The following is a 16,507-nucleotide window of genomic DNA, read 5'->3' on the forward strand; positions in this document are numbered from 1 at the left end:
TGGCGGGCGGCGGCGGTCAGAAGCCGGTGAGGGTGAGCTTGCCGATCGCGGTGCCCGACGCCTGGACGCGGTGCGCCTCGCGCAGGCGGGCCGCCTTGATCGGACCGAGGTCGCGGGTGGCGGTGGAGACCAGGACACCCTCGTCGACGAGCCGGGCGACCCGGGTGAGGATGTGGTGCTGCTCCTGCCGGTCGGGTGTGGCGTACAGCGACCGGGTGAACATGAACTCCCAGTGGAAGGCGATGCTCTTGGACTTGAGCACGCCGATCGCAAGGGTGTCGGGATCGTCGATCGCGACGATGGAGCCGAACGGCTTGAGGATGTCGGCGTAGGCGGACAGGTTCCGTTCCGTACCGGCGGTGCCGAAGACGTGGTCGACCCCGTCGGGCGCCACTCGGGCGAGCTGCGGGGCCAGCGGCTCGTGGTGGTCGACGATGTGGTGGGCTCCCATCCGGCGCGCGAACTCCGCGGTCTCGGGGCGGGACGCGGTGCCGACCACGGTCAGGCCGGTCCGGGCGCGCGCGAGCCGGCAGACCATCGCGCCGACGCCGCCCGCCGCGGCCGTCACCAGGAGCGTGCCGCCGTCGCCGGTGGGCTCGAGGTGGTCGAACAGTCCTTCCCAGGCGGTGAGCGAGGTCAGCGGCAGGGCTGCGGCCGCGGTGAAGGAGAGGGTGTCGGGCTTGCGGCCGACCAGGCGTTCGTCCACGGTGTGGAACCGGGCGTTGGCACCGGGACGATCCAACGCCCCGGCGTAGAAGACCTCGTCGCCGACGGCGAACAGCTCCACCCGATCGCCGACGGCGACTACCGTGCCGGCGGCGTCCCAGCCCAGTACGCGCGGCTCGCCGCCGGGGTCGGCGTTCTCCCGGATCTTGTAGTCGACCGGATTGACGGCGATCGCCTCGACCCGGACCAGCAGGTCGCGCGGACCGGGGACGGGACCGGCAGTTCGACGTCCACCAGGCTCTCGGGGTCGTCGATCGGCAGGCTCTTGCGGTACGCGACGGCGGGCATGGTGGACGGAATCGGATTCACGAGAAGTCCTCGCTGCGGTATGTCGTTTCGGCCCTTCGGCCGGCTGCCCGGTGGGCCGCCGGGAAGGTAACGCGGAAGGTACGCGGAAGGTAGTGGTAACCCGCAGGGGCGCCGGATACCCGTTGTGCGCCATCCGGGTCATGGCGGTACAAGACGGAGAATGCGCCGATCCCGCGGACGTCCAGGCAGCGGCCTGCCCCTGCCGCGACCCACCCGACCCCGCTCGCCACCCACAACGGCGCACCCCGGGCTGAACATGCGTACCGGACCTATCCGGCGGTGACCCCTCGGTCCGTGAGGTCCGCAGGGCCGGCCGGATCGGCGCGGAGCCGGGCGAGCACCACGTCGACCGCCTTGCGTCCGGCCATCCGGAACGAACCCTTGTGCGAGTCGACCAAGTGCATCCTGACCTCGGTGATCGTGAGCACTCCCACCAGGGGCTCGTCCGGGTACCTCCTCGCCCACTCCTCCTCGATCCCGGCGGCGAACGCGGTCAGATACGCGATCGGCAACGCGTCGCCGACGATGCGCACCTCGGGATCCAACTCGACCCACAGCGAGTCGTCCCCCCAACCGGTCGCCGGCGCGAAGTCGAAGCTCACGAAAGCGAAGTCGGACGGGCAGGAACTCTGCCGCACGTACCCGACCCGGACACCGCGGAGGGTGTGCGAAGAAAGACACGGCGGAGGGACGGGCACAGGCTCGGTCATGCCGACAGGTTAGGAACACGGGTACGGGCAGCGCCACATCGTGCATCGGCCCCGCCTGCCGCCCTTCGCTCTCGTCGAACTCGGCCTTCGATGGCGCCACGAACTCCATCCCGTGCTCGCGCCGTGCCGGCCTGGATGTCCCGTGGGCGCACGCGGAGTTGTCGGCATTCGGGCCGCGCTTCGGTATGCGGAGACGAAGAGTGGGTAGGGCCCGGACATTGTCGAGGCCTATCCGGGGAGAGTGCATGACGGCATTGCCGCGCCGAATACGGCGTCCTCCTCCGCGCAGCGGTGGCATCCTCGACGGTCGCTATCGCCTGGGGCAACTGCTGGGCGCGGGCGGTACCGCCGACGTCTTCCGAGCCGTCGATCTGCGCCTGCGGCGGGAGGTCGCGGTCAAGGTCTTCCGACCCGGTGTCTGTGCGATGACAACGGAACGGTTCTGCCAGGAGGCGGTGTTGCTGGGCAGGTTGTCGCATCCTGCCCTGGTCACGGTGCACGATGTCGGTTGGCACGAGAGTTGCACGTATGTGGTGATGCGCCTGATCAGAGGCGTCACCCTGCGGGAGCACATACTGGACGGCCCCCTGACGGGCGACCGGGTGGCGAGGCTCGGCGCGCGACTGGCCTCGGCACTGGAACACGTACACGCGGCCGGCATCGTGCATCGGGACGTGAAGCCGTCCAACGTCCTGATCGGTCCCGGCGACACCCCGTACCTGGCGGACTTCGGGATCTCGCGCCTCGTCGACGAACCCACCCGCTCCACCCCCGGCACGATCGTCGGCACCATCCCTTACCTCGCGCCCGAGCAGATCCTCGGGCAGGGTTCCGGCCCCGCGTGCGACATCCACGCCCTCGGCCTGGTCCTGCTGGAGGCGCTGAAGGGCGAACGCGAATATCCGGGCGCCTCCATCGAGGCCGCCACGGCTCGCTCGCTGCGCTCGCCGCACATCCCGTCCTACGTGCCTGGCGAACTCGCCTCCGTGGTCGAGGCGATGACACGAGCCGATCCCGCCGCCAGGCCCGGCGCCGCCGAGTGCGTCCGCCTGCTCGCCGCCGCCGCGTCATCGTCCACGCCCCCGTCCGGCGCGCCGCGCACCCCGGTCGTCGCGACCGGCCACGCGGCCCTCGCCGAGACCCCTCCGTCGGCCCCGACCCCGGCTCCGGCCGCGTCCGCATCCGATACGGCAAGGACGGTGCAGCGGAGACGACGACACTTCTCGGCGACCGCGGGCCTGGTCGCCGGCATCCTCCTGGCCGCGACCGTGGCGACCGTGGCGGTCCTCGACAACCCCGCCACCCCGGACGCGGACAACAGCCGTCCCGCACCGACCACCACGCCCCTCCCGCCTTCCACGCAGCCCACAGCCCCACCCACCGTCGCACCGACGACGGCCTCCACCCCGACGTCCTCGGCGCCACCCGCGCTCACGACCGCTCTCCCTTCCCCCCGGGGAACAACCCGCTCCGTCGACAACCAGGTCTCCTCACCCGCCGCCGACGAGTCCCCGACCCGAGGCGCGACCAAGGAACCCAGAAACGACACCAAGCCCAAGGACAAGAGAAACAAGTCCTCCGAACCTCCCGGTGGGCCGGAGAAATAGACCGGCGGCCCGTCGGATCCCCGACAAGCCCACGGCTGTACCTACTTCACGAGGAACCGCGAAGCGCGTCCGCCGGCGACAACCGGTTCTTCCGCGATCGATACCCGTACCGGCAGGGGCGCGTCGGCGACCGAACCACCGAACCGGTCGCCGGAGGAACGCGCCCTCGAACCGATCGAGGCCAAAAGCTCGACCGCCGATTCCGAACCTCCGCCCGCCGACGAAGCCCTGAGCCGGGACCACGCGGATCCCGAGGCTCCACGCCCTCGGCCCGGCCACCGCGCACGGGCCGAGGGCGAACCTCCCACTTTCCCGGCGAGCCGGTGGTGCCATCCGTCCAACACGCCCTGACTAATGGCGCCCCAGGATCTCCGTGACCCGGGTGAGCCCGTCGGTGCCGTGGCCCAGTCCGATCGCGCGGCGGGCCATGCCCTCGGCCGCGCGCATCACGCCGGCGTCGATGCCGTGTGCCTCCGAGGCGTGCACGATGTGCGCCATCGACGAAGCCGCCGACGTGATCGGGTTGCCCTCGCCGGAGTAGGTGGCGTCGTCCACCTCCCCGGCGGACTGCTCGATGATCGCGGGCAGGATCGCCCCGATGCCCTTGGCGAACGGCGCCAGTTCCCGCGCGCTGATCCCCTCCGCCTTCGCCAGCGCGAGGGCGTGCATGTAGCCGGCCATCGCGGTCCAGAAGATGTCGAGCAGCACGACGTCGTACGCCGCCGCCCGGCCGATGTCCTCACCGAGGTGGGTGTGGGTGCCGCCCAGCGCGTCCAGCACCGGCCGGTGCTCCCGGTAGAGGTCCGCCGGGCCGCTGTGGATGAACACCGCCGCCGGCGTTCCGATGGTCGTGGTCGGCGTCATGATCGCCCCGTCCAGGTACCGGACGCCCCGCTCGGCCGCCCAGGCTGCGGTGTCGCGGGCCCGGTCCGGCGTGTCGGCGGTCAGGTTCGCCACCGTGCGCCCCTTCAGCGCGTCGGCCACCTCGGCGCGGCGCAGAACGGCATCCGCCGCGTCGTAGTCGACCACGCAGACCACGGTCAGCGCACTCGCCGCGACCGCCTCCTCGGGCGATCCGGCGCCGATCGCACCGCGCGCGACCAGGTCCCGATCCCGGCCCGGCGTCCGGTTCCAGACCGTGGTCCGCAGACCGGCGTCGACGAACGCGCCGGCCAGGCTCCGCCCCATCGGACCCAGACCGAGCACGGTGACGGCAGACTGTTCGGTGTGTGAGGACATGATTCGGCTCCCGTGAACAAATGGCACCAGTGGAACAAGCAGAACGAGTGGAACAAGTGGAAATGTCGACGGACGGCGATCGACCGACGACAGGGAACGGAGGGGTGAAGATGACGCGCAGTCGGGCCCGGGACACGAATGTCTGCGGCGTGACGGCCGCGATCGCGGTGATCGACGGCAAGTGGAAGACGGCGCTGTTGTGGGCCATGGAGTTCGGCCCGCAGCGCCCGGGAGAACTGCGCCGGCGGCTGCCGGGACTGAGCGAGAAGGTGCTGACTCAGGCGCTGCGCGAGTTGGAGGACGACGGGATCGTGCGCCGTGAGGTGTACGACGTACTGCCGTTGAAGACCCTGTACTCGCTGACCGATTTCGGCCGCGACCTCGCCGACGCGCTCGCTCCCCTGTCCGACTGGGGGCACCGCCGCCTGGAGCGGCTCACCGAAACCCAGTCGGTCTCGTAATCCATCCGTCCCCCACGTCTCGCCCGATCCGGCGGCCCCTCGACCGCCTGCGACCAGCCTCTCCCCGCCGCCGCCCGCCGCCAAGTACCCACAAAAAAGTGGGTACGCGGGCGGCTCACGGACGGGGCGCCGACGTCCGTTGCGATCGCGCCCGCGATCGCCGCGTCGCGGAAACCGCGGACCGGGATCGCGAGCGCACCCGGATGGGGCTGCCTGGCCCACGGGCGGGTCTTCGGGGACCGGCCGGCTCGCCCGGTGGGAAACGCCTACGGAGGGAACCGGTCCGGGCATCATCCGATCGGTTGACCCGATGGTCGACCGCTCGGGTGCGCGACGGCAGCCGCTCCGAGGATCCGGCCGCGGGCCCGTGCCGGGACGATGGAGGTAGTCGGCGCGAGAGAAAGGACCGGCTGCCATGAAGCGAAGCCCGAAGTCGGACGGCGACGCGGGGAACGATCCGCACGGCAAGCCGGACATCGAGTCCGGTGGTGCGCCCGTAGCCAGGTGGCGGTCCGGCGCGTCCGTCGTGGTGCTGGGGACGGTGGCCGCCGTGCTGGTGAGCGGCTGCGCAAGCGGCGGCGGCGACGGCGGCTCCGGTTCGAGTACGGCGCCGCCCGCCTCCGCGACGGCCGCCCCGTCCGGCCCGGCCACGTCGTCACCACCCGCCGCGCCGCCGAACGCCGCCGCGAACCCCGGATCCGCGACCCCCGCCACACCCCTACCGCCCGGAGAGACCATGACCACGACACCGCCCCGGGGAACTCCCCGGGACGACCGGGCCCTGCTCGACGCGGCGCGCAAGGGCGATGCCGCCGGAGTGCGTGCCGCGTTGGAGCGGGGCGCGAACATCGAGGCGCGCGACGGCGATCGGCGTACGCCCCTGCTGCTCGCCGCGATCGAGGACCGCGTCGAGGCCGCGCGCGTCCTGGTCGCCGCGGGCGCCGACCCGGACGCGCGCGACTACCGCGACGACACGGCGTGGCTCGTGACCGGTGTGACCGGCAGCGTGGAGATGGCGAGGACGCTGCTGCCCGCCGACCCCGACCTGACGCTGCGGAACCGGTACGGCGGCACCTCGCTGATCCCCGCGAGCGAGCGCGGCCACGTCGCGTACGTGCGCTTCGTGACCGCCGATACCCGCATCGACGTCGACCACGTGAACAATCTCGGCTGGACCGCGCTGCTGGAGGCGGTCATCCTCGGCGACGGCGGCGCCGACCACCAGGAGGTCGTCCGACTCCTGCTCGCGGCCGGCGCCGACCCCCGCATCGCGGACAAGAGCGGGGTCTCACCCCTGCGGCACGCCCAGGAGCGCGGATACCGCGTGATCGCCGACACCCTCCGGGCGGCACCCTGAGGGACCACGGCACGGTGCCGAACCCGCCGTGCGACGCGGCCGGTTGCCGGCAGTTGCCCGTTCCGGTTGCCCGTTCCCGGTTGCCGATCGCCGATCGGCCGTCGACGGATCCGACATCCGCCCGGCGGGCGGGCGGACGAACGAACGGGCGGGCACCGCCGTCGAGGCGATCCTGGGCGCGGCCGAACACGGCGCGAGTGGCCGGTAGGCACGCCCGGGCACGGATCGGGCCGGGCCGCACCGTCCACGACGGCCGACCCGGGCCCGCGTCACTCGCGGGCGCCGCCCGAACGCAGGAAACGTTCGATCGGGAGGGTGGCCGCGCCGAGGGCCACCGCGTCCGGGCCCAGGCGGGCGAGTTCGATGGTGGTGCCCTCGAAGGGGCGGCGCAGGGAGTGTTCGGCCGCGTGGGACTGGATGGCCGGGAGCATGCGTGCGCCCATCACCAGGCCGGCCCAGCCGCCCAGCACGACGCGTTGCGGGTTGAGCAGGTTGATCAGGTTGCCGATGCCGACGCCGAGGTAGAGCGCGGTGGTTTCCAGGACCTCGGCCGCCGCGGCGGAGATGTCGGCGGCGGCGACCAGTGCGGCGAGGCGGGTTTCCTCGTCCGCGCCGGTGAGCACGTCGTCGGGCCGGAGTTCGCGGTAGCTGTCCAGGACGGCTTCGGCGCCGACGTACGCCTCCAGGCAGCCGAGGGCGCCGCAGCGGCAGCGGCGTCCGCGCACGTTGACGGTCAGGTGGCCCAACTCGCCCGCGCTGGTGGTGGATCCGCGGTAGGGCTTGCCGTTGGTGACGATGCTCGCGCCGATGCCCGAGCCGAGCAGGATCATCACCGCGTTCTCCGCGCCGCGCCCGGCGCCGAACCACATCTCGGCCTGGCCCATGGTCTTGGCGCCGTTGTCGATGGCCAGGGGCAGGTCGGTGCCCTCGCGGAGCAGGCGCAGCAGGGGGACCGCGTCCCAGCCGGTGGTTTGTCCGTGCACGAGCAGTTCGGGTCCGTGTTCGACCAGGCCGGGGACGCCGATGCCCACGCCCATGATGGTCGCGGGGTCCACGCCGGCTTCGCCGATCACCTTGGTGATGCCGGTGAGGATGTGGCGCACCACCTCCTCGACGTCCGCGCCCTGGGCGGACAGGGCGATGTCGTCGCGGGCGATCTCCCGCATCGACAGGTCGAACAGCTCGACCCGGACCCGGGTTTCGCCGACGTCGACGCCGATCACCGAGGCGTGGCCCGGTTCGACACGCAGCAGTACCCGGGGGCGACCGCCGGAACTGTCGAGGGCCCCGGCCTCGCCGACGATGCCCGAATCGACGAGCTCGCCGACGACGTTGCTCACGGTCGCGGCGCTCAGGCCGGTGAGTCCGCTCAGCTCCTGTCGACTGAGCGGTCCGTCGGAGTACAGCCGCAGCAGGACCTGGGCGCGGTTGCCGCGTCGCAGGTCCTGGACCGTACTGAGCTTGTTCGGCGCCATCGTCACTCCCATGCCGGTCAATGCTGCGTACATATTTCAACTCGTGGAGCAAGGCAGTCAAGGCCTCACCATCGCTGAACCACGCTTAATTTACGTGTTGAACAAACCCTTGACGGTGCTGTGACCGCCGAGTTAAATCACACCTCGAAAGAAGTCCTCGGTGACCACGGGCCGGCAGATCCGATCGATCGTGCCCCCGAGACCACCACCTCGGCGCCGCACCGAACCGCTCACCGGGCCACGCCCGCCCCCACCCCACGCAGCCCGTGCCCCCGCGCGCCCGGTGCCCCGCGCCTCCTCGCGCACCCGGCACCCGCACCCCCCGCACTCCGCTCTCGCACTCTCCCGTGCCCCCGCGCCCGCCGCGCCCCCACCACACATCCGTACCGAGGAGTCCATCATCGTGCGTGTACGAAGAGTCGCCACCGCCGTGGCGCTGATCCTGTCCGCCTCCACCCTGGCCGCGTGCGGTGGATCCGACGACTCGTCCTCCGGAGATTCCGACTCGGGCTCGAACGCGGGCCGGACCCTGACCTACTGGGCCAGCAACCAGGGCACCAGCATCGAGCACGACAAGCAGGTCCTGCGGCCCGAGTTGGACAAGTTCACCCAGCGCACCGGCATCAAGGTCGACCTCGAGGTCGTCCCGTGGGCGGACCTGCTCAACCGCATCCTCGCCGCGACCACCTCCGGCAAGGGACCGGACGTGCTCAACATCGGCAACACGTGGTCGGCCTCGCTCCAGGCCACCGACGCGTTCGTGCCGATCGACGACAAGATCCTGGCCAAGGTCGGCGGCAGGGATCGTTTTCTCGGACCCAGTTACGCCGCCACCGGCGCGGTCGGCAAGCCGCCCGTCGGGCTGCCGGTGTACAGCAACGCCTACGCGCTCTACTACAACAAGAAGCTGTTCGCGGACGCCGGCCTCAAGCCGCCGACCACGTGGGACGAGATGGCCGACGTGGGTGCCAAGCTCACCGGCAACGGCCGCTGGGGACTCGCGCTCGAAGGTGGTAGCGGCACCGAACTGGTGCACCACGCCTTCACGTTCGGCAAGCAGTACGGTGCCGACATCTTCGCGGGCGACAAGCCCCGGTTCGACTCGCCGGAGATGGTCAGGGGCGTCCAGCGCCTGGTCGAGTTGATGAGCAAGGACAAGATCGTCAACCCGAGCAACGCCGAGTACGGCGCGGGCACGCAGTCGCTCGCCGACTTCGCCGGCGGCAAGTCCGCGATGCTCATGTGGCAGTCCGCGAGCGGCTCGCTGATCTCCAACGGCATGAAGGCCGAAGACATCGGCGTGGTGCCGATCCCGATGCCCGCGAGCCCGCCCCCGGGCGGGGAGAAGATGAACAGCATGGTCAGCGGGATCAACATGGCCATCTTCAAGGGCAGCAAGAACAAGGGTGCCGCGACCGAACTGCTCGCCTTCATGACGAGCGCCGAGACGCAGACCGTGCTGAACAAGGCCTACGGCTCGCTGCCCTCGGTCAAGGACGCCTACGGCGACCCGGCGTTCCAGACCGAGAACGTCAAGGTCTACCAGAAGGTGCTGGCCGAGACCGCCAGTCCGCTGCCGCAACTGCCGTCGGAGAGCCAGTTCGAGACCCTCGTCGGCAACGCCGTCAAGCAACTGGTCGCGGACGCCGCCTCCGGAAAGACGATCAACGAGGAGGCGGTCCGCTCCCGGCTCGAGGACGCCCAGCAGAAGATGCTCGCGGCCGGCTGACCCATCGTCACATCGGTTCGGGGGCGGGCCGGTTCCCCCACCCCCGGGCCGCCCAGCCCCGCCCGCCGGTCACCCGCGTGCACCACGACCGGGGTCGGGCGCGGGATCACGGAAGGAAGTACCCGATGGCCGCCACCACCACGCGGCAGCCGACCGCCGCGAAGGACCCGCCGCCCACCCCACGCACCCGCGCGAGCCTGCGCCGGCCGTTTCGCGTCCGCCGCGGCGCGCTGCCCTACCTGCTGCTGGCACCCGCGATCCTGCTCGAACTGCTGATCCACATCGTCCCGATGTTCGTCGGCATCGGGATGAGCTTCCTCAAGCTCACCCAGTTCCACATCCGACACTGGAGCAGCGCGCCCTTCGCCGGATTCGACAACTACCGACTGGCGATCGACGTCGACGGCCCGGTGGGCAAGTCGCTGCTGCACTCGTTCTGGATCACGGTCGCCTTCACCACGCTGGTCGTGGGCATCTCGTGGCTGCTGGGCGCGGTCGGCGCGATCCTGATGCAGGGCGCGTTCCGCGGACGCGCGGTGCTGCGCGCGGTGTTCCTGGTCCCGTACGCGCTGCCCGTGTACACCGGCGTGATCACCTTCGGCTTCATGTTCCAGCGCGACACCGGCCTGGTGAACCACGTCCTGGTCGACCAACTGGGCCTGGTCGACGACCGGCCGTTCTGGCTGATCGGCGGCAACAGCTTCTGGGCGCTGGTGATCACCGCCGTCTGGCGCACCTGGCCGTTCGCGTTCCTGTGCCTGATGGCCGCGCTGCAGAACATCCCCAAGGACCTGTACGAGGCCGCCTCGCTGGACGGCGCCGGCGTCTGGCAACAGATCCGCCGGGTCACGCTGCCCATGCTCGCGCCGGTCAACCGGGTCGTCGTACTGGTGTTGTTCCTGTGGACGTTCAACGACTTCAACACGCCGTACGTGCTGTTCGGCAAGTCGGCGCCGGAGGAGGCCGACCTGATCTCGATCCACATCTACCAGAACTCGTTCGTCACCTGGAACTTCGGCACCGGCTCGGCGATGTCCGTGCTGTTGCTGCTGTTCCTGATGCTGGTCAGCCTCGCCTACCTGGCGGTCGGCCGGCTGAGAGGCAGGGCCGATGCTTGAGCCGCGGTGGTTTCGTTGGGTGCGCAGGGTCGGACTGAGCCTGCTCACCGTGTTCGCGCTCGTCCCGGTCTACGTCATGGTCACCTCCGCGCTCAAGCCGCTGGAGGACGTGCGGCGCGAGTTCCGCTGGATCCCCTCGCGGGTCACCCTGCGCCCGTTCGCCGACATCTGGGACACGGTGCCGCTGGGCCGGTACTTCGTGAACAGCCTGGTCGTCTCCGGCGCGGCGACCGTCTGCTCGGTGACGATCGCGGTCTTCGCCGCGTACACGATCAGCCGGCACACCTTCCGCGGCCGGCAGGTGTTTTCGATCTCGGTGTTGTCGACCCAGATGTTCCCCGGAATCCTCTTCCTGCTCCCGCTGTTCCTGCTGTTCGTCAACATCGGCAACGCCACCGGCATCGAGCTCTACGGCAGCCGGCTCGGACTGATCGCCACCTACCTGACCTTCTCGCTGCCGTTCGCGATCTGGATGCTGGTCGGCTACTTCGACTCCATTCCGCGCGACCTGGACGAGGCCGCGATGGTCGACGGCAACGGGCCGATCGGCGCACTGATCCGGGTCGTCATCCCGGCCGCGTCGCCGGGAATCGTGGCGGTGGCCGTGTACGCGTTCATGACCGCGTGGGGCGAGGTGTTGTTCGCCTCGGTGATGACCGACGAGTCCACCCGCACGCTCGCGGTCGGCCTCCAGGGCTACGCGACGCAGAACAACGTCTTCTGGAACCAGGTGATGGCCGCCTCACTCGTGGTGAGCGTGCCCGTGGTCGCCGGATTCCTCTTCCTCCAGCGCTACTTGGTCGCCGGCCTGACCGCCGGCGCCGTCAAGTAGCCGCCCGGGTACGCGTCGAGCAGCCGGACGAGCGGCCGGCCGGCCGCCGGACCACTGCCCCGCTCACGCGAACCGCGCACGTGTACACCCGCCCACCCCGCGCACCCACACATCCGCCCGCTTCAGCCCCATCGCACCTCTCGCGGATTCGCGCCCGACGCACGCGTGTCGCCACGACGCGCCGGCGCGATGCGAGGCATGCCCGGAACGCCCGAAGGAACCTCATGCCTGATACGACCGCCTTCCCCGAGCACTTCGTCTGGGGAGCGGCCACGTCCGCCTACCAGATCGAGGGAGCCGTCGCAGAGGACGGCCGACTGCCGTCCATCTGGGACACCTTCGCCCACACCCCCGGAACCATCGACAACGGCGACACCGGCGACCTGGCGTGCGACCACTACCATCGCTGGCCCGAAGACGTAGCGCTGATGGGCGACTTGGGCCTGAAGGCCTATCGCTTCTCGATCGCCTGGCCGCGGATCGTGCCGACCGGCAGCGGCGCGGTCAACGCCAAGGGGCTCGCGTTCTACGACCGGCTCGTCGACGAGCTGCTCGACGCCGGCATCCGGCCGTTCGCCACGCTCTACCACTGGGACCTGCCGCAGACCCTCCAGGACGGCGGCGGCTGGACCGTACGCGACACCGCCGAACGCCTCGCCGAGTACGCCGGCGTCGTCGCCGGCCGGCTCGGCGACCGGGTCACCGACTGGATCACCCTCAACGAGCCGCTGTGCTCGGCCTGGATCGGCCACCTGGAAGGCCGGATGGCACCGGGCCTGACCGACCTGACCGCCGCCGTGCGCGCGTCGTACCACCTCCTGCTCGGCCACGGCCTGGCCACCCAGGCCGTCCGGGCCGCCGCCCCGCGCACCCCCTCGGTCGGCTACGTCGTCAACCTCAGCCCGTGCGAGCCGGCCACCGACCGCGCCGAGGACATCGCGGCCGCGACCCGCGCCGACGGACACATCAACCGCTGGTGGCTCGACCCGGTGTACGGCCGAGGCTTCCCGAGCGACATGCGCGAGGTGTACGGCGTGGAGCTGCCCGAACTGGCCGGGGACGCCGAGGTGATCGGCGGGCCGATCGACTTCCTGGGCATCAACTACTACTTCCGCCAGATCGTCGCCGACGATCCGACCGGCCCCGCACCGCACTTCCGCCAGGTCCCGGTCCCCGGCGCACCCACCACGGGTATGGACTGGGAGGTGTATCCCGACGGCCTGGAGCAACTGCTGGTCCGCGCCGCCGCCGAATACCCCGTCGCGGCCCTGCACGTCACCGAATCCGGCGCGGCCTGGCCCGACGAGCGCAACGCCGCCGGCGAGGTGCACGACGAACTGCGCGCCGCCTACCTGGAAGGCCATATCGCCGCCTGCGCCCGCGCGATCGAGCGCGGCGCGCCGGTCGAGGGCTACTTCGCCTGGTCCCTGCTGGACAACTTCGAATGGGCGTACGGCTACGACAAGCGCTTCGGCCTCGTCCACGTCGACTACACCACGCAGGAACGCACCATCAAGTCCTCGGGCCACCGCTACGCCGCCCTGATCCGGGCACACGCCGAACGCACCGGCCGCGGCACGTCCGCGTCCCGGCTCCCGACCGCCCGGTAGGCCCGCCGCCGGCCGTCGCCGGGCGCCCCCGAGGCTGTCAAGATGAGCGGCAGGACCGCATGCGACTCGTCCTCCTCCCCGACCGATTCCGAAGATCGAACGGCAGGCCGGCCGGAGCACTACGATCCGGCTCATTGGCTGGATCCGGTCCAGGCACGTTGTCGTTTCGTTTTTGGTCATCCAGGTGGGGGCGGACAGGAACATGCAGGTCACGAATGAAATGACAGTGGGTTCGGCAACGTCGGCGGACGGCACCGTCATCGGCTACCGCAGCATCGGCTCGGGCCCGGGACTTCTGGTCGTTCCGGGATCCCCCGGCATGGCGGCCGACTTCGACGCCTTCGCCGCGGCCGTCGCCGACCGATTCACCGTGCACGTGATCGAGCGGCGCGGGCGCGGTGCGAGCGGGCCCCAAGGCGACTCGTACAGCGTCGAGACCGAGTGCGCGGACATCGAGGCGGTCCGCACGGCCACCGCGTCCCGATTCGTCTTCGGGCACAGCTTCGGCGGTTTCCTCACCTTGGAATCCGCACTGCGCGACTCCGGCTTCGAGAAGGTCGTCGTCTACGAACCGGGCGTTTCCATCGACGGATCCATACCGTTCGGCTGGGCCGACGAGTGCCGACGACTGGTCGACGCCGGGAAGCGGGCCGAGGCGTTCCTGTCCTTCATCCAGGGCGTCAACCCGGAGACCAGCGGCAAGGCCCCGCGCTGGCTGCTGCGGATCATCATCCCGCTGGCCATCAAGAAGCCCGAGCGCCTGCGGAAGTACGCGCTCCTGGAGACCGTGATCCGCGAGCACGCCCTGTCCTCGGCGCAGGACGGCGACTTCCCCAAGTACTCCGGAATCACCAGTCCCGTCCTGCTGATGGCCGGCAAGGACGTCAAGACCACCGGGCCCGGCCGGGCGGCACCCCGGCTCCACGAAACGCTGACCGGCTCCGAACTGCGGCTTTTCCCCAAGCTCGACCACTTCGGTCCCGAGAAGGACCCCGCCGGCATCGGTGCCGCGGTCGCCGCATTCTGCCTCAAAGCCGCGGACACCCGCTGAGGCTCGCGGATCGGGCTGCGTCCAGCACGCGGATAACTGGGCCTGATCCGCCCTGGGCCGGCGACCCCGACACGCACGGGGTCGCCGGCCCCTCATCCGCGACGATCCCTCCCGGGGGCCGATGACCATCGCGCCGCAGGTCGACCCGACATCGGCAGGCTGTCGCGGTCCACATCCCGGCGGGAAACCGCGATTTTCACCGAAGAAAGGCGCGCGCCCGGAGGGTGGTGCACGTTGCCGGCGGGGTTTGACAGGTTCCGACAGGCGTTCCGATAATCCCTACATCGGCTGGTCTCCACACGACACACTTCAATCGTCGCCCTCACCACGGGAGTTGTCTTGACCACCCCTTCCGCGCCGGGTGCGTCGTCCGGCCCCTCGTCCTCTTCGGGCGCGGACCGGGCCGCCCAACCCCCATCCGCCGGCGCCTCGGGGGCGAGTCCGGCGGGACCGGCAGCGGATCCGAGCACACCGGGCGTCAATCCCGACGGCTCACCGGATCCCACGGTGACACGCTTGACGATCGAGAGGGTTGACGCGCCGCAAGCGTCCTCCAAGGTCTACAGCAACCTGTACCGACTTCCCGAGGGAGGAAGCCGCCAAGGTGGCGACCTCGACCCCGAGTTGTACAACCTTGTGCCTGCGGGCTATCGCCTCTCGCGCCCCGGGTTGCCGCCGCCCCAGACACGCGCGGCGCCCCAGACACGCGCGGCGCCCCAGACACGCGCGGCACCGACGACGCGCGACCCGAACGTGCAGCAGCAGAGGCCGGACCACCACTATGTCCTCGGCCCGGGCGAGTCGGCCCAGTTCGCCTTGAATCCCGGTGAAACGGCCGTCGTGGACCTCGTCCGCCCGTACGGCAGGAACGAGAAGACCGCGCCCCGCGGCGCCGACGGGCCGAGGACGGGTCAGGGTGGTCCGACCCGGACCACCAGGCCTCCGTCCCCGTCTCTCGGCAGCGCCGGGCAAACCCCCCGGGCTCCGACTCGCGAAGCGGCTCCGCGCGGTCCACGTCGGGAACGCTGACGATGCGACCCCGACGGCCGTGCCGCCCGACCTGTCGGCGAGAGTTGGTCGCGGGGTCGGTACGCGATCGACGGTTCCCGTAAGCGGAGCGACAGGTCGCTGTGCCGTTCGGGTGAGTGCCACGCGCCGTGCCATCCGCCCGGTTGGATGCGCGTCTATGGTTTGGCGGGTATCTGCACCGGCGCTCATGGAGGCCCGTCATGGCCGTGCCCACAGCTTGGGACCACACCGCATCCGGCTACAACCTGGCCCACGCCTATTGGATGGCACGAGCCGCGGACCTCGCCTACAAAAACCCCGCCGAGGTCGAAACCCGGGCGCGCGACTGGGGGTTCGACCAAGTGCGGCACCTCGCCTCGCCGCACGCGATGCCGTTCCCGATCGAGGACACCCAGGCGTACGTGATGGCCTCCGACCGGATGGTCGTCGCGGCGTTCCGCGGCACCGAGCCCGCGCAGATCCGCGACTGGCTCTCCGACGCCACCACCCCACCCGTGCCCGGCCCCGGCGGCACCGGATTCGTGCACCACGGCTTCAACCAGGCCCTCGCGTCGGTGTACCCCGAGGTCCGCGACACCGTCGCCGGGATGCGCACCGACGGGCAGACCGTGTGGTTCACCGGCCACAGCCTCGGTGGGGCGCTGGCAATGCTCGCCGGAGCGCGCATGTACTTCGAGGACCCGAGGCAACTGCCCGACGGTGTCTACACCTACGGCCAGCCGCGCACCTGCGAGCGAATCCTGGCGGGCGCCCACAAGAAGGCGTTCAAGGAGCGGCACCACCGCTTCGTCAACAACAACGACGTCGTTCCCCTGCTGCCTCCCGAGCCGCCCTTCACCCATGTCGAGCACCTGCGCCATTTCGACGCCGACGGCAAGCTCCACGACAGGATGCCGGTGCTCGCGGGCTTGACGGACCGGGCCAAGGGACTGACCGCCGACCCCCTCGCGCCGGCATCCGACGGCGTCCGCGACCACGCGATGAAGAACTACCTGGCCTGCCTGGAGAAGAACCTCGCCCGCACCCCCTGACCGGCGCCGCGTCCGCCCGCGGGGCGCCACGCGACGCCCCGCGGGCAGGCGGCACAACACCTCCGTCCCGGACCGGGCCGGCGCCGCCCGGAATCGCGTCACACTCCGGGTGCGGACCGCACAACGATCCCGTTCCGTTCGAGCAGCGCCGTGGTCACCCCGTCTCCCGGCACCAACTCCCCGACGAACGACCCGTTGCGCCGGTAGCGCGACGCGTACCGCC

Annotated in this window: 12 protein-coding genes and 1 pseudogene; 9 read left to right on the forward strand and 4 right to left on the reverse strand. The window is 70.8% G+C overall.

Annotation, left to right across the window (positions count from 1 at the left end; genetic code table 11):
* Window positions 1–16: 16 nt before the first annotated feature.
* Window positions 17–1,014, reverse strand: a pseudogene (locus ACWCPW_RS08955) (zinc-binding alcohol dehydrogenase family protein).
* 290 nt (window positions 1,015–1,304) lie between these two features.
* A complete protein-coding gene (locus tag ACWCPW_RS08960) occupies window positions 1,305–1,637 on the reverse strand; it encodes a hypothetical protein (protein ID WP_449760878.1) in 333 nt (110 codons plus the stop codon).
* A 353-nt stretch (window positions 1,638–1,990) separates the two neighbouring features.
* Between ACWCPW_RS08960 and ACWCPW_RS08965 the strand changes: the two genes are divergently transcribed.
* A complete protein-coding gene (locus tag ACWCPW_RS08965) occupies window positions 1,991–3,352 on the forward strand; it encodes a protein kinase domain-containing protein (RefSeq protein WP_449760879.1) in 1,362 nt (453 codons plus the stop codon).
* A gap of 351 nt (window positions 3,353–3,703) precedes the next feature.
* On the opposite strand, the gene ACWCPW_RS08970 is transcribed toward ACWCPW_RS08965, so the two are convergent.
* Entirely contained in the window at window positions 3,704–4,591 is an 888-nt protein-coding gene (locus ACWCPW_RS08970; RefSeq protein WP_449760880.1) for an NAD(P)-dependent oxidoreductase, read from the reverse strand.
* A 110-nt stretch (window positions 4,592–4,701) separates the two neighbouring features.
* Between ACWCPW_RS08970 and ACWCPW_RS08975 the strand changes: the two genes are divergently transcribed.
* Window positions 4,702–5,052, forward strand: coding sequence for a winged helix-turn-helix transcriptional regulator (locus tag ACWCPW_RS08975; protein WP_449760881.1), 351 nt, complete (start codon window positions 4,702–4,704; stop codon window positions 5,050–5,052).
* A 736-nt stretch (window positions 5,053–5,788) separates the two neighbouring features.
* Window positions 5,789–6,409: an ankyrin repeat domain-containing protein gene (locus tag ACWCPW_RS08980; protein ID WP_449761106.1), complete on the forward strand. Its 621-nt coding sequence runs from the start codon at window positions 5,789–5,791 to the stop codon at window positions 6,407–6,409.
* 269 nt (window positions 6,410–6,678) lie between these two features.
* On the opposite strand, the gene ACWCPW_RS08985 is transcribed toward ACWCPW_RS08980, so the two are convergent.
* Entirely contained in the window at window positions 6,679–7,917 is a 1,239-nt protein-coding gene (locus ACWCPW_RS08985; protein ID WP_449760882.1) for an ROK family protein, read from the reverse strand.
* Between the two features lie 370 nt (window positions 7,918–8,287).
* Here ACWCPW_RS08985 and ACWCPW_RS08990 point away from each other — a divergent pair, with 370 nt between their 5' ends.
* From ACWCPW_RS08990 to ACWCPW_RS09015, 6 genes are all read left to right on the forward strand, one after another.
* Entirely contained in the window at window positions 8,288–9,613 is a 1,326-nt protein-coding gene (locus ACWCPW_RS08990) for an ABC transporter substrate-binding protein (protein WP_449760883.1), read from the forward strand.
* A 125-nt stretch (window positions 9,614–9,738) separates the two neighbouring features.
* Window positions 9,739–10,731, forward strand: a complete 993-nt coding sequence (locus ACWCPW_RS08995; RefSeq protein ID WP_449760884.1) for a carbohydrate ABC transporter permease — start codon at window positions 9,739–9,741, stop codon at window positions 10,729–10,731.
* Window positions 10,724–11,563, forward strand: coding sequence for a carbohydrate ABC transporter permease (locus tag ACWCPW_RS09000; RefSeq protein WP_449760885.1), 840 nt, complete (start codon window positions 10,724–10,726; stop codon window positions 11,561–11,563). The genes ACWCPW_RS08995 and ACWCPW_RS09000 overlap by 8 nt, the downstream gene beginning before the upstream one ends.
* A gap of 224 nt (window positions 11,564–11,787) precedes the next feature.
* The gene (locus ACWCPW_RS09005; RefSeq protein WP_449760886.1) at window positions 11,788–13,173 is read left to right on the forward strand and encodes a GH1 family beta-glucosidase; all 1,386 of its coding nucleotides are present in this window, start codon (window positions 11,788–11,790) and stop codon (window positions 13,171–13,173) included.
* Window positions 13,174–13,399: 226 nt separating this feature from the next.
* Window positions 13,400–14,224, forward strand: a complete 825-nt coding sequence (locus tag ACWCPW_RS09010; RefSeq protein ID WP_449760887.1) for an alpha/beta fold hydrolase — start codon at window positions 13,400–13,402, stop codon at window positions 14,222–14,224.
* A gap of 1,229 nt (window positions 14,225–15,453) precedes the next feature.
* Window positions 15,454–16,284, forward strand: a complete 831-nt coding sequence (locus ACWCPW_RS09015) for a lipase family protein (protein ID WP_449760888.1) — start codon at window positions 15,454–15,456, stop codon at window positions 16,282–16,284.
* Window positions 16,285–16,507: the final 223 nt, after the last annotated feature.

It is taken from the genome of Embleya sp. NPDC001921 (assembly GCF_053594475.1).